At 67.1% G+C, this 13,370-nt stretch carries 11 protein-coding genes and 2 pseudogenes; 3 read left to right on the plus strand and 10 right to left on the minus strand.

What is annotated here, in order from left to right; genetic code table 11:
• The first annotated feature begins 14 nt into the window (after positions 1-14).
• The 3 genes from leuS to holA are packed head-to-tail and all read left to right on the plus strand — an operon-like array spanning position 15 to position 4,038.
• Positions 15-2,531 (plus strand): leucine--tRNA ligase, encoded by a 2,517-nt coding sequence (leuS, locus tag H9L13_RS01460; protein ID WP_187538385.1) that lies wholly within the window; start codon positions 15-17, stop codon positions 2,529-2,531.
• Positions 2,528-3,028 (plus strand): LPS assembly lipoprotein LptE, encoded by a 501-nt coding sequence (gene lptE, locus H9L13_RS01465; RefSeq protein ID WP_187538387.1) that lies wholly within the window; start codon positions 2,528-2,530, stop codon positions 3,026-3,028. Before leuS ends, lptE begins: the two co-directional genes overlap by 4 nt.
• Positions 3,025-4,038: a DNA polymerase III subunit delta gene (holA, locus tag H9L13_RS01470; RefSeq protein WP_187538389.1), complete on the plus strand. Its 1,014-nt coding sequence runs from the start codon at positions 3,025-3,027 to the stop codon at positions 4,036-4,038. Before lptE ends, holA begins: the two co-directional genes overlap by 4 nt.
• A gap of 228 nt (positions 4,039-4,266) precedes the next feature.
• On the opposite strand, the gene H9L13_RS13000 is transcribed toward holA, so the two are convergent.
• The 10 genes and pseudogenes from H9L13_RS13000 to hemE form a co-directional block, all read right to left on the minus strand.
• Positions 4,267-4,431, minus strand: a complete 165-nt coding sequence (locus H9L13_RS13000; protein ID WP_425326491.1) for a hypothetical protein — start codon at positions 4,429-4,431, stop codon at positions 4,267-4,269.
• Positions 4,432-4,571: 140 nt separating this feature from the next.
• Positions 4,572-5,129, minus strand: a pseudogene (locus H9L13_RS01475) (ParB/RepB/Spo0J family partition protein); the annotation flags it as partial.
• Entirely contained in the window at positions 5,126-5,905 is a 780-nt protein-coding gene (locus H9L13_RS01480; protein WP_187538391.1) for a ParA family protein, read from the minus strand. The gene H9L13_RS01480 and the pseudogene H9L13_RS01475, both read right to left, overlap by 4 nt.
• Positions 5,902-6,513 (minus strand): 16S rRNA (guanine(527)-N(7))-methyltransferase RsmG, encoded by a 612-nt coding sequence (gene rsmG / locus H9L13_RS01485; RefSeq protein ID WP_187538393.1) that lies wholly within the window; start codon positions 6,511-6,513, stop codon positions 5,902-5,904. Before rsmG ends, H9L13_RS01480 begins: the two co-directional genes overlap by 4 nt.
• Positions 6,510-8,171, minus strand: coding sequence for a tRNA uridine-5-carboxymethylaminomethyl(34) synthesis enzyme MnmG (gene mnmG / locus H9L13_RS01490; RefSeq protein WP_187538395.1), 1,662 nt, complete (start codon positions 8,169-8,171; stop codon positions 6,510-6,512). The genes rsmG and mnmG overlap by 4 nt, the downstream gene beginning before the upstream one ends.
• A gap of 42 nt (positions 8,172-8,213) precedes the next feature.
• Complete coding sequence (gene mnmE, locus H9L13_RS01495) at positions 8,214-9,494, minus strand: tRNA uridine-5-carboxymethylaminomethyl(34) synthesis GTPase MnmE (RefSeq protein ID WP_187538397.1); 1,281 nt, start codon at positions 9,492-9,494, stop codon at positions 8,214-8,216.
• 27 nt (positions 9,495-9,521) lie between these two features.
• Positions 9,522-10,247 carry a YjbE family putative metal transport protein gene (locus H9L13_RS01500; RefSeq protein WP_187538399.1) on the minus strand — a complete coding sequence of 242 codons (726 nt, stop codon included), beginning with the start codon at positions 10,245-10,247 and terminating at the stop codon, positions 9,522-9,524.
• 72 nt (positions 10,248-10,319) lie between these two features.
• Positions 10,320-11,576 carry a transcription termination factor Rho gene (gene rho / locus H9L13_RS01505; protein ID WP_187538401.1) on the minus strand — a complete coding sequence of 419 codons (1,257 nt, stop codon included), beginning with the start codon at positions 11,574-11,576 and terminating at the stop codon, positions 10,320-10,322.
• A gap of 216 nt (positions 11,577-11,792) precedes the next feature.
• Positions 11,793-12,167: a CopD family protein gene (locus tag H9L13_RS01510; protein ID WP_244954819.1), complete on the minus strand. Its 375-nt coding sequence runs from the start codon at positions 12,165-12,167 to the stop codon at positions 11,793-11,795.
• 82 nt (positions 12,168-12,249) lie between these two features.
• Positions 12,250-13,302, minus strand: a pseudogene (gene hemE / locus H9L13_RS01515) (uroporphyrinogen decarboxylase); the annotation flags it as partial.
• Between the last annotated feature and the right edge of the window lie 68 nt (positions 13,303-13,370).

The raw sequence follows: 13,370 nt of genomic DNA on the forward strand, positions 1-13,370 counted from the left end.
GCTCGCCTGCCGTCATGACCCGCTTCGACCCCGGCGAGGCCGACCGCCGGTGGCAGGCACGCTGGGAAGAGCAGCGCGTCTTTCACGCCGACAGTAACAGCGCCAAGCCCAAGACCTTTGTCCTGGAGATGTTCCCCTATCCGTCGGGGCGCATCCACATGGGGCACGTGCGCAATTACACGATGGGCGACGTCATCGCCCGCTATCGCCGGATGCAGGGGCACGAGGTGCTCCACCCGATGGGTTGGGATGCGTTCGGGATGCCGGCCGAAAATGCCGCGATGGAGCGCAAGGTCCATCCGGGCGAGTGGACCTGGGCGAACATCGCCACGATGCGCGACCAGCTGAAGCGGATCGGCTTCGCGATCGACTGGAGCCGCGAGCTCGCGACCTGCGACCCGGCTTATTACGGGCATGAACAGGCGCTGTTCCTCGACCTGTTCGAGGCGGGACTGGTCTATCGCCGGGAAAGCGAGGTCAACTGGGACCCCGTCGACATGACTGTGCTCGCCAACGAGCAGGTGATCGATGGCAAGGGCTGGCGGTCGGGCGCGATCGTGGAGCGGCGCAAGCTCAACCAATGGTTCCTGAAGATCACCGACTTCGCCGAGGATCTGCTCGAGGGGCTGAAGTCGCTCGATCAGTGGCCCGACAAGGTCCGGCTGATGCAGGAAAACTGGATCGGCAAGAGCACCGGCCTGCAATTCCGCTTCCGCCTGGCGCAGAAGGCGGGGTCGCAGGACGAGGTCGAGGTCTTCACCACCCGCCCCGACACCATTTTCGGCGCGAGCTTTGTCGCGGTGGCGCCCGATCACCCGATTGCGATTGCAGCCGCGCAAAGCGACCAGGGCGCCGCCGCCTTCATTGAGGAATGCAAGGCGGGCGGCACCAGCGCGGCCGAGATCGAGACCGCCGAGAAGAAAGGCTACAAGACCGCGATCGAAGCGGTGCACCCGCTCGACCCGCAATGGCGTTTGCCGGTCTATATCGCGAATTTCGTGCTGATGGACTACGGCACCGGGGCGATCTTCGGCGTGCCGGGCCACGACCAGCGCGATTTCGAGTTCGCGACCAAGTACAAATTGCCGATCCGCCGTGTCGTCGCCGCCGACGCCGGCTTCGCGTCCGACCCGATCGGCAAGGAGGCCGAGCCGGGCAGCGGGGTCGCGGTCAATTCGCAATTCCTCGACGGGATGACGACGGAGAAGGCCGCGGCCGACGTCATCCGCCGTGCCGAGGCCGCGGGCTGGGGCAAGGGCACCACGGCGTGGCGGCTGCGCGATTGGGGCGTGTCGCGCCAGCGCTACTGGGGCACGCCGATCCCGATCATCCATTGCGACGGCTGCGGCGCGGTTCCGGTGCCGCGCGACCAGCTGCCGGTGACACTGCCCGAGGACGTCAGCTTCGACATTCCCGGCAATCCGCTCGACCGGCACACCAGCTGGAAGACCGTCGATTGCCCGTCGTGCGGCGGCACGGCACGGCGCGAGACCGACACGCTCGACACCTTCGTGGATTCAAGCTGGTACTTCATCCGCTTCGCCAGCCAGCCCGCGGACCAGCCGTTCGACCGCACGGAGGCGGAGAAGTGGCTGCCGGTCGCGCAATATATCGGCGGCGTCGAGCATGCGATCCTCCACCTGCTCTACGCGCGCTTCTGGACGCGCGCGCTGCAGCGCATCGGCAAGATCGGCATGGCCGAGCCGTTCAAGGGCCTGTTCACGCAGGGGATGGTGACCCACGAAACCTATCGCGCGGGCGACGGCAGCTGGCTCAGCCCGGACGAGGTGCGGCGCGAGGGCGACGACTGGATCCACATCGACAGCGGCCAGCCGGCGACGCCGGGCCGGGTCGAGAAGATGTCCAAGTCGAAGCGCAACACGATCGATCCGGAGCCGATCCTCGCCAAATATGGCGCGGACGCGGTGCGTTGGTTCATGCTGTCGGACTCGCCGCCCGAGCGCGACCTTGAATGGTCGGAAAGCGGGATCGAGGGCGCGTCACGCTTCGTCCAGCGGGTGTGGAAGCTGGTTGCCGCGGCCGCCTCAGCGGAGGGGCAGGACGAGGCGCTCGCCCGCAAGCTGGCCCGCGCCGTCGCGGCCGTGGGCGAAGCGATCGACGCGCTGCAGTTCAACAAAGCGGTGGCGCAGCTGTACGAGCTGGTCAACGCGATCGAGAAAGCCGGGCCGTCGGCGACGCGGAGCGAGGCGATTGCGGCGCTCGTCCGCCTGGTCGCGCCCATGGCCCCGCACCTTGCCGAGGAGAGCTGGGCGGCGCTTGGCAAGGACGGGCTCGTCGCCGATGCCGCATGGCCGGAGTACGATCCGGCACTGCTGGTCGACGACCAGGTGACGCTGGCGATCCAGGTCAACGGCAAGCTGCGCGACACGATCATGGTCGCGCGCGGGATTCCTCGCGAAGAGGCCGAGGTGCTCGCTTTGGCATCCGAGAAGGTGCAGCGGCAGCTCGACGGGGCGGCGCCGCGCAAGGTGATTGTGGTCCCCGACCGGTTGGTCAATATCGTCGCGTGACCGCGCGCATCGCCATCCTCATTCTCGCCTCGCTGGCACTTTCGGCGTGCGGACTGCGACCCTTATATGGGTCAGGCGAAAGCGGGTCGGTCGCGGCAACGCTGCGCACGATCGAGGTTGCGCCGATCCAGGGCCAGGCGGGCTGGCTGGTGCGCAATGAGCTGGTCGACCGGCTGGGCGAATCCGAAGGCGCACCGACCTATCGGCTTCTGATCACACTCGACGACAATATTACTGCGTTCGGTATCCGCACCGACCGCGCCGCGACGCGCGAACGGCGCACGCTGCGCGCGCGTTACCAGCTGGTCAGCGCCACCACCGGGCTGGTCGTGCTCGACGCCACCGCGGGTTCCGACGCCGGGATCGACATCGTCAGCTCTGAATATGCAACCGTCGCGGCCGAGCAAACCGCGCTCGAGCATCTTGCCGGCATGCTCGCCGACCAGATCGTCGCGCGTGTCGGCATCTATGCGGCGCGCGGATCGGTCACGCCGTGAAGATCGTCAAGGCTGCGCTCGGCCGTACGGTCGATCAGCCCGACGGCAACATCCGCCTGTACCTTTTCCACGGGCCTGACGATTCGCAGTCGCGCGCGCTCGGGGCGCGGCTCGTCCAGGCGCTCGGCGCGTCGCGCTTCCTGCTGCCATCAGGGACGGTGAGGTCCGACCCGGCGACTTTGGCCGACGAGGCCGGGGCGATGAGCTTGTTCGGCGGCGCGCGCGTGATCTGGATCGAGCCGGCGGGCGAGGACATCGTCGCCGGGGTCGAGGCGTTGCTCGAAGGGCCGGCGCCCGTCAGCCCCGTGGTCGCCATCGCCGGCGCGCTGCGCAAGACGTCGGGGCTGCTCAAGCTGGCCGAGGCATCGAAGCAGGCGGTGGCCTATGCGGCCTACGCACCCGAGGGTGCCGAGGCGGGACGCATGGTGAGCGACGTCGGACGACGCTACGGCCTCAAGATCGACGGCGCGGTCGCGTCTCGCGTGGCGGCGAGCTGCAGCAACGACCAGGCGCTGGTCGCGCAGGAATTGCAGAAGCTCGCGCTCTATCTCGACGCATCGCCGCAGGCGCCCAAGGCGCTCGACCATGATGCGATCGACGCCGTCGGGGCGGAGATGGTCGAGGGCGACCTGCCGCGGCTCGCGGATCTGGCGTTGGCGGGCGACGTGCGGGCGCTGGCGGAGGAGCTGGCCCAGCTGCCGCACGGCGCGCAGGGCATTCCGGTGGTGCGGGCGCTGCAGCGGCGGCTGCTCATGCTCGCTCCGGCACGCGCGCGCGTCGAGCGCGGCGAGAGTGTCGACGGCGTCATGACGTCACTCGGCAGGGTCCTGTTCTGGAAGGATAAAGCGGTCGTCGGGCGTATGCTCCAGACATGGGATGCGCGCGGGCTGGCGACCGTGTCCGAGCGCGCCGGACGGCTCGAGCGCGACCTGATGTTCAGCAAGGCGCCCGAGCAGGAGATGCTGGGCGAGGAATTGCTGGCGATCGCGCGGGCGGCGCGGCGGCGGTGACGGAGCGGGCCGTCGTTGCGGGTGGGGCGCGTTATGCCACTTGGCTGGGCATTGGGTGAAACGGCGCGCCGTCACGGAGTGAATCCGTGACGTCGATCCACACGGCCGCAGGCCGGTGGTCGGCCGGGCGCTGCGCCGGCTCTTCGCGCTACTCGCGATTTGCTGCGCAAATCGGTCGTTGCGCTCGGCGGCTGGGCTAGATCGGTTCGCCGCTCAGGCGCTGGCAGATCATGTCGAGCTGATCGAGGCTCGAATAATATAGCACGACGCTGCCCCCTGCCCCTTGTGCGTGACCGCGACCTTGAGGCCGAGCATGTCGCCCAACTGCCGTTCGAGGGCGAGCAGGTCGGCATCGGCCGCGCCGGCCTGCGCCCGGGCGACCGCACGCGCCATGTCGTGGCCCGCGCCCGGCCGGACCTTCTTGGCGAGCGCTTCCGCCTGTCGGACCGACAGCCCCGCGCGAGGATCTCGCGGGTCAATTGCTCTGGATCCGGGGCGGCGGCGACGGCGCGCGCGTGCCCCATGCTGATATCGCCTTGCAATAGCGATTCGCGCACAAACTCGGGAAGTTCGAGCAATCTCAGATGGTTGGCGACGTGGCTACGTGACTTGTGCACAATATTCGCAATAGCATCTTGCGTATGACCAAACCGCTCGATCAGCTGGCGATAACCCTCGGCCTCCTCGATCGCATTCAGATCCTCGCGCTGGATGTTCTCGATCAGTGCGATTTCGGCCGTCCCAGCGTCGTCGATCTCGCGCACCATCGCCGGGATCGTATGCAGCCCGGCCTTTTGCGCAGCGCGCCAGCGGCGCTCGCCGGCAACGATCTCGAAGCCCTCACCGGTCGGTCGCACCAGGATCGGTTGCAGCACCCCACGTTCGCGAATCGACTGGGCGAGCTCGGCAATGGCCGCATTGTCGAAGCGGGTGCGCGGCTGCGTCGGGTTGGGCTGAATGCGCGCAATGTCGATCTCGCGCACGCCGCCGCGCTCGGCCGGCGCCTCGTCTGCCGAAGGTGCGCGCGACGCCTCGCCGAGCAGCGCCGATAGCCCCATGCCTAGGCCCTTCCCCGGCCGCTCGACGCTCATGCCGCCTCCGCCAATTGCGGCAAGCGCCCGATAATCTCCTTCGCGAGGCGCACATAGGCTTCGGACCCGGGGCAGCGCAGGTCGTAGATCAATGCCGGCAGGCCGTGGCTTGGCGCTTCGGACAAGCGTACGTTGCGCGGCACCACGGTTTCGAACACCGCGCCCCCGAGGCAGGCGCGGACATCATCGGAAACGGCGCTCGACAAATTGTTGCGACGGTCGAACATCGTCAGCGCGACACCGAGGATGGCAAGGTCCGGATTGAAGGCGCTGCGGATGCGCGCGACCGTCTGCAGCAGCTGGCTCAGCCCTTCGAGCGCAAAGAACTCGCATTGCAGCGGAATCAGCAGATGCCGCGCCGCGACCAAAGCATTGACCGTGAGCAGTCCAAGCGACGGCGGGCAGTCGATCAGGCAGATGTCCCACCGGCCCGCGGCCGCGGTCAGCGCACGGTCGAGGCGGTGCGCGCGGCCCTCGAGCGCGACCAATTCCACTTCGGCGCCCGACAGGTCGACCGTCGCCGGCACGAGGTCGAGCCGCGGCACGCGCGTCGCCACAGCCGCGTCGCCGACGCCGGACTCGCCAATCAGGACGTCGTAGCTCGATCGTTGGCGCTGCGATTGGGGGACACCAAGACCCGTCGACGCATTCCCTTGTGGGTCAAGGTCGACCAGCAGCACGCGCCAGCCGATCGCCGCGAGCGCCGTCGCAAGGTTGATTGCCGTGGTGGTCTTGCCGACCCCACCCTTCTGATTGGCCACCGCGATTCGGATCATGATTGCCTCGGCCTCACTTCCGTCCCGATCACGATCCAGGAATCCGCGTCGGTGACACTCTGTTCCACGTGAAACCGACCTTGCCACGCACGCCGGGCCTCGGCCAGTTCGGAATGGGCCTTGCGCCCTTTCGGAAGCGCCCAAACGGTATTTCTTGTGGACAGATGTGCGGACAAGCTGAGGAATGCCGAGAGGCCCGCGACCGCGCGACCGGTAATGATGTCGAACTTGCCCTGGGCGCGCTCGGCCTTTGTGGCGGTGACGCGGACGTTGAGGGACAATGCCTCACTGACGCGGGCGAGGAAGTCCGCGCGAAGACGACGCGGCTCGACCAACGTCACCGGCCCTTCGACCAGGCAAGCGATCACGATCCCCGGTAAGCCGGCGCCGGAACCGATATCCACCCAGGATGCGCCCGCGGCGGGCTCGAAGCGCACGATCTGTGCGGAGTCGAGAACGTGTCGCTCCCATATCGCCTCGAGCGTTCCACGTGAAACGAGGTTTTGGCGCTGGTTTTCCTGCCGTAACAGCTCGGCATATTCGGCAAGCCTTTCATATGTTTCACGTGAAACAGGCCGCCCTGCGGCACGCGCAAGCGCCTCGATCACGCCGCGCGCTGTGCCGTCGCGACATAAAGCGCGGAGAGCGCGGCGGGGGTCACCCCGTGAATGCGGGAGGCTTGGTCGAGCGTCTCGGGGCGCGCGGCGCTCAAGCGCTCGACCATCTCATTCGACAGGCCAGGGACGCCAGCGTAATCGAAGCCGGCGGGAATCCAGGCGTTGGCATCGCGGCGTACGGCCTCCCACTCGCGTTGCTGCCGGTCCACATAGGGCGCATAGAGGCGATCCGCTTCGGCCTCCTCGCCGGTTGCGCCATCGCTAAGCCGCCGCGTGATCGCCGCCCGACGGCGGTTCGAGACGCAGCCAGCTGCCAACGCCGCCGCGCCAAGCCGGGCCGTGGCGTTGTCGGCGCGCAGCGAGAGCCGATACTCCGCCCGCGCCGTCATCATGCGATAAGGCTCGCTTACCCCGTGGAGCGTGAGATCGTCGATCATCACGCCGATATAGCTCGTGCGTCGGTCGAAGCGCACGCGGTCGAGCACGCACGCATGCGCCGCCGCGTTCAACCCCGCAGCCAGCCCCTGCGCGGCCGCTTCCTCATAGCCCGTGGTGCCGTTGATCTGGCCCGCAAGGAACAACCCCGGGATCTCCGCGACCTCAAGGGTCGCATTCAGCCGGCGGGGATCGACAAATTCATACTCGACCGCATAGCCGGGCCTGACGATCTCCGCCCGCTCGAGGCCCGCGATGCTCCGCACGAAATCGCGCTGTACGTCCGCCGGGAGGGACGTCGAAATCCCATTGGGGTAGACCAAGACGTCGTCCAGCCCTTCGGGTTCGAGAAAGATCTGATGCCCGTCGCGGTCACCGAACCGCTTCACCTTGTCCTCGATTGACGGGCAGTAGCGCGGCCCCCGCCCCTCGATCGCTCCGGCGAACAATGGCGAGCGATCGAACCCGGCGCGGATGATCTCGTGCGTGCGTTCGTTGGTGCGCGTGATCCCGCATGCGAGCTGGGGCGAGCGGACCCCCTCATCGAGTGCGGACATTTGCCACGCCTCGCGATCGCTCGGCTGCGGCGCGATCCGCGCCCAGTCGATGGTACGCCCGTCGAGACGCGGCGGCGTCCCCGTCTTGAGCCGGCCCTGACCGAGGCCAATCTCGCGAATCTGCGCCGCGAGCCGCTCCGACGCGCGTTCATCGCAGCGGCCGCCCGCGACGATCTCCGTACCGACGTACATGTGGGCGTCGAGAAACGTGCCGGTCGTAATCACAACCGAACGGCTGCGCAGGTCGCCGACGCTGGTCGTCACGCCCGCAAGCTGCTCCCCATCGAGGATCAGCGCAAAGGCCTCCGCAACGATCATCTCCACGCCGCTCTCACGAAGCAACGCGCCGATCGCCTGGCGGTAAAGCTTGCGGTCGGCCTGGACGCGCGGGCCCCAGACGGCAGGCCCCTTGCTGCGGTTGAGCATACGCCGGTGGATCGCAGCGCAGTCGGCGGCACGCGCCATCAGGCCATCGAACACGTCGAGCTCACGCGCCAGATGTCCCTTGCCCACCCCGCCGATCGACGGGTTGCACGACATCTGCCCGGCATTGTCGGGCGCCAGGCTTAGGAGCCCCACGCGGGCGCCGCGACGCGCGGCCGCTGTGGCCGCCTCACAGCCGGCGTGTCCTGCACCAATGACCAGAACATCGAACATTGGCGACCGCTTACAGCAAGCCTGTTTCACGTGAAACCATGTTCACTTGCCGAGGCAGAACCGGGAAAAAAGCGCATCGAGAACGTCCTCGAAGTCCGCCCGGCCCGTCATGCGGTCGAACGCTGCTCGTGCCGCGCGAAGACCCTCCGCCGCAAGGACCGGATCGCGGCAGCTTGCGGCGTCTCGCAACGCTCCCGCCGCGTCGACGAGATGTGCGGCTTGACGGCGATTCAGGGCAATTGCGTCCTCCGCGGGAAGGAGAGCGGCGGCGGCAGCGGCGATACGCTCGAGCAGCGCCGGGATCCCCGCGCCGCTTACTGCCGACACGGCCAGGCTGTCCGCCGGTGCGAGGCTGCGATCGGGCATGTCCGCTTTGCTGTGCAACAGGATCGGGCGGGGATGTCGCGGCGCCGCGTCGTGCGCGCCGAGCCACAGCAGGATGTCCGCCGCCTCAACCAAAGACTCAGCGCGTTCGACGCCGATCGCCTCGACCTGGTCGACGGTCGCGCGCAGTCCCGCCGTATCGGTCAAGACCATGGGGACACCGCGAAGCGCCAGCGGGACTTCGACATAATCGCGCGTGGTTCCCGCGACATCGCTCACGATGACTCGATCACTACCGACTATCGCATTGATAAGGCTCGATTTTCCGGCATTTGGCGGCCCCGCGACTACGACTCGGACGCCATCCTTCAATGGTTCGGCACGTGGGCGTGCGAGCCAAGCCTCCAGCTCGCGCGCCAGATCCGCGCACGCCAGGGCGCGCGCCGGATCCTCGGTCTCCTCCTCGTCGCCAACATAATCGATGGCGCGCTCGGCCTCAGCCGACAGGGTGAGCAGGCGTTCCTGCCACTGCGCGATCTGGCGCCGAAGCCCACCCTCGGCGAGCGCCAGCGCGGCCTTGCGCTGGCTTTCGGTCTCGGCCTCGATAAGGTCGGCCAGCCCCTCGGCCTCGGTCAGGTCGATGCGGCCATTGGCGAAGGCGCGGCGGGTGAATTCGCCCGGCTCGGCCGCGCGTAGCCCATCCATCCCAGTGAGCGCCGACAGCACGGCGTCGACGACCGCCCGCCCGCCGTGGCAATGGAGCTCGACGCTATCCTCCCCGGTCGCACTTGCCGGCGCATCGAAGCGCAGCACCAAGGCGCGGTCGAGCAATGCCCCTGACCCGTCGCGAAGCTCACGGACCGCGGCTTCGCGCGCGGCGGGCAGGCTTCCGCCGAGCGCCTGCCCAGCGGCGTGCGCCCGCGGCCCACTGATGCGGATGATCGCGATCGCGGCGGGCGGTCGCCCACTCGAATGCGCAAAGATCGTATCGCCGGCCATGCCCACGCGCTTAGCGCAGGCGGGGCGTCAGGCGAACAGCTTGCCCAGCCCCACCTGGGGGTCGACCCAGCCGTCGTACATCATCTTGCCCGCGACATAGACGATGACCGCAAGTCCGATCCACGCGATCCAGCGATAGCGCTCGATATATTTGGCGATGACGTTGGCGGCGATGCCCATCAGCGCGACCGCAAAGATCAAGCCGACGATGAGGATGCCCGGGTGATCGCGGGCGGCGCCGGCAACGGCCAGGACATTGTCCAGGCTCATGCTGACGTCGGCCACGGCAACGGCCCAGACGGCCGCGCCGAAGCTCTTGGCGGGACGGATGCCGCTATGCTCGTCGCCTTCGATCTCGGGCGATCCGGCGCTTTCCCCGGCATGGTGGAGGTCGCGCCACATTTTCCACGCCACCCACAACAGCAGCACGCCGCCGACGAGGATCAGGCCGACGATCTGAAGCAATTGCGTCACGATCAGGGCGAAGATGATGCGCAGGACGAGCGCCGCGATCACGCCGATCAGGATGACCTTGCGCCGCTGCTCGGCGGGCAGGCCCGCGGCAAGCGCACCGACGACGATCGCATTGTCCCCGGCCAGCACGAGGTCGATCATCAGCACCTGCACGAAGGCCGCGAAGGCCGCCGGTTCGGTGATGTTAGAGAAATCCGTCACGATCGCGTTCCAGATGCCTGCCGGCCCACCGAAGCCTTCGGACGCAGCGCCCGCGGCAGCCAGCAAAAGTTCGATCATGCGGTTCAATCCCCGTTATGTGTCGCGACGTCAGTGGCCGAAAAGCGGCAGAACGCCTTCGGTTCCGCCCCTTTACTGGTTCATCGACGCGAAGAAATCCTCGTTCGACTTGGCGTCCTTCATCTTGTCGAGAAGGAACTGCATCGCGTCGACCGTGCCCATCTGCATCAGGATGCGGCGCAGCACCCACATCTTGGTGAGCGTGCCCTGTTCAACCAGCAACTCTTCCTTGCGGGTGCCCGACTTGCCGACGTCGAGCGACGGGAAGATGCGCTTGTCGCTGACCTTGCGGTCGAGCACGATTTCGCTGTTGCCGGTGCCCTTGAACTCTTCGAAGATGACCTCGTCCATCTTCGAGCCGGTGTCGATCAGCGCGGTGGCGATGATCGACAGCGACCCGCCTTCCTCGATGTTGCGTGCGGCGCCGAAGAAGCGCTTGGGCCGCTGCAGCGCATTGGCGTCGACGCCGCCGGTCAGCACCTTGCCGCTGCTCGGCACCACAGTGTTGTAGGCGCGGCCCAGACGCGTGATCGAGTCCAGCAGGATCACGACATCCTTCTTGTGCTCGACCAGGCGCTTGGCCTTTTCGATCACCATTTCGGCGACCTGGACGTGGCGCTGCGCCGGCTCGTCGAAGGTCGAGGAGATGACCTCGCCCTTCACGCTGCGCTGCATGTCGGTCACTTCCTCGGGCCGCTCGTCGATCAGCAGGACGATGAGGAACACTTCGGGATTATTGTCCGTGATCGCGCGCGCGATATTCTGCAGCAGCACGGTCTTGCCGGTGCGCGGCGGCGCGACGATCAGCGCGCGCTGGCCCTTGCCGAGCGGCGCGACGATGTCGATCACGCGCGCCGACTTGTCCTTGATCGTCGGGTCGAGCGTGTCGAGCTTGAGCTTCGAATCGGGGTAGAGCGGGGTCAGATTGTCGAAATTGACGCGGTGCCGCACCTGCTCGGGATCGTCGAAGTTGATCGTGGTGATGCGCGTCAGCGCGAAATAGCGCTCGCCTTCCTTGGGCCCGCGGATCTCGCCCTCGACAGTGTCGCCGGTGCGCAGCCCGAAGCGGCGGACGATCGACGGCGTGACGTAAATGTCATCTGGACCGGCAAGGTAATTGGCCTCGGGCGAGCGGAGGAAGCCGAAACCGTCGTTGAGGACCTCGATCGTCCCCGCGCCCATGATCTCGACGCCATTCTCGGCCTGGACCTTGAGGATCGAGAACATCAGGTCCTGCTTGCGCATCGTCGACGCGCCTTCGATGCCCATTTCCTCGGACATCGAGACCAGCTCGGCGGGGGTTTTCTTTTTCAGATCTTTCAAATGCATGGGACGGTCTTTTCTTGGGATTTGGTGCTCGAGCTAATCGGGTCGATCAACGCTGGAGAGGCGGCAGGACGCCGCGAAAGGGAATGACGGAGGCCGGCAATGGAAACTGGCCGGGCAGCCGTCGTGAAGTGGCAGGTATGTCTGCCGGTGCTGGCTGTCAATCAGGCGGAGGCGCGCGGAATCGGCGAAGCGTTCACCGCCGTCGCCTAGAGGGGCCTAGAACGGGCGGACGATCACCAGGACGACGATCAACGCCGCGGCGATGCCAGGGATCTCGTTGATCAGCCGCACGGCCTTGCCCGACAGCGGGCGCTGCCCCGACGCCAGCTTCTTGCCATAGCTGCCGAGCCAGCCTTGATAAGCGGAGAGCGCGACGACCAGCGCCAGCTTGGCGTGAAACCATGCCTGGCTGAACGCATCGATGTGGAGCGCCAGCATGATTCCGAGGATCCACACGAGCACGAGCGCCGGAGACAGGATGATCGAGCGAACCCGCGCCTCACGCTCGATCCAGGCGCGGTCCTCGGGCGAACCGACGATCGTTTCCTGGTGGTAGACGTAGAAGCGCGGCAGCAGGAACAGGCCTGCCATCCAGAAGATGACGAAGGTGACGTGCGCCGCCTGCACCCACAAATATGCAGGGCCGAGAAAGCCGGTCAGGTCGCTCACTCGTCCCCTTCACCAAACGGATCAGCTCCTCGACCCGCGCGATCGGCGTGTCCTTCTGGATCCCGTGCCCCAGGTTGAAGATGTGCGGCCGCCCGGCGAAGGCGTCAAGGATTCGCCGGACCGCATCGCGCAACGTTTTGCCCCCGGCGATCAGCGCCAGCGGATCGAGATTCCCCTGCAGCGGCAGGCCGTCGGGCAGGTTCGCCGCGGCCCATGACGGATCGACCGTCTCGTCCAGGCCGATCGTGTCGACCGCGGTTTCGCGCGCATAAGCCGCAAGCTTGCCGCCCGCGCCCTTTGGGAAGCCGATGATGGGCACGTGCGGATGGCGCGCGCGCAGCGCTGCGACGATCCGCGCGGTGGGGGCGATCACATATTGCTCGAACTGCCATGGCGACAGGCTGCCCGCCCAGCTGTCGAACAACTGCACCGCCTCGGCGCCCGCAGCGATCTGGCCGGACAGATAATCGACGGTGACCGCCTCGATCCGTTCGATGATCGCGGCAAAGGCTTGCGGATCGGCATAGGCCAGGCGGCGCGCTTCGGCTTGCTCGCGGCTGCCCTGCCCCGCGGCCATGTAGGTCGCGACGGTCCACGGCGATCCGGCAAAGCCGATCAGCGTCTTCGACGGGTCGAGCCGCGCGCGGACCTTGGCGACGGTCTGGTAAATGGGCTCAAGCCGCGCCGGATAGGGCTGCAGGCTGTCGACGGCGGCATCGACCAGGGGCGGCGTCAGGCGCGGCCCTTCGCCCGTCACGAAGGTCAGGTTCTGGCCGATCGCGAACGGGACGATGAGGATGTCCGAAAAGAGGATCGCCGCATCGAGCGCGGGGAAGCGCTGCAGCGGCTGGAGCGTGATCTCGGCCGCGGCATCGCTGTCGTAGACGAGGTCGAGGAACCCGCCCTTGTCGGCACGCAGCGCCCGGTATTCGGGCAGGTAGCGTCCCGCCTGGCGCATCATCCACATCGGCGGCGGATCGCGCCGCTCCCCGCGGAATACCGAGAGCATGGGCTTGCCGGCCTGGGTCTGCGCAGCCTCGCCAGGCATCGAAGCCACCCTCTATCTCTCCCTTATATAGATAATAGAAATAGGATTCATGATGTAGTTGGTCGCGGGACAGCGGG

Source organism: Sphingomonas lutea, from assembly GCF_014396785.1.
Taxonomy (GTDB): Bacteria; Pseudomonadota; Alphaproteobacteria; order Sphingomonadales; family Sphingomonadaceae; genus Sphingomicrobium; species Sphingomicrobium luteum.

Bases quoted from the DNA above. Each gene is read 5' to 3' on its own strand.
- leuS (WP_187538385.1), top strand. From the start codon at position 15: ATGACCCGCTTCGACCCCGGCGAGGCCGACCGCCGGTGGCAGGCACGC.
- H9L13_RS13000 (WP_425326491.1), bottom strand. From the start codon at position 4,431: ATGGCGCGTGCGGTCGCCCGGGCGCAGGCCGGCGCGGCCGATGCCGAC.
- H9L13_RS01480 (WP_187538391.1), bottom strand. From the start codon at position 5,905: ATGATCCGAATCGCGGTGGCCAATCAGAAGGGTGGGGTCGGCAAGACC.
- mnmG (WP_187538395.1), bottom strand. From the start codon at position 8,171: ATGTTCGATGTTCTGGTCATTGGTGCAGGACACGCCGGCTGTGAGGCG.
- mnmE (WP_187538397.1), bottom strand. From the start codon at position 9,494: ATGGCCGGCGATACGATCTTTGCGCATTCGAGTGGGCGACCGCCCGCC.
- H9L13_RS01500 (WP_187538399.1), bottom strand. From the start codon at position 10,247: ATGATCGAACTTTTGCTGGCTGCCGCGGGCGCTGCGTCCGAAGGCTTC.
- rho (WP_187538401.1), bottom strand. From the start codon at position 11,576: ATGCATTTGAAAGATCTGAAAAAGAAAACCCCCGCCGAGCTGGTCTCG.
- H9L13_RS01510 (WP_244954819.1), bottom strand. From the start codon at position 12,167: ATGGCAGGCCTGTTCCTGCTGCCGCGCTTCTACGTCTACCACCAGGAA.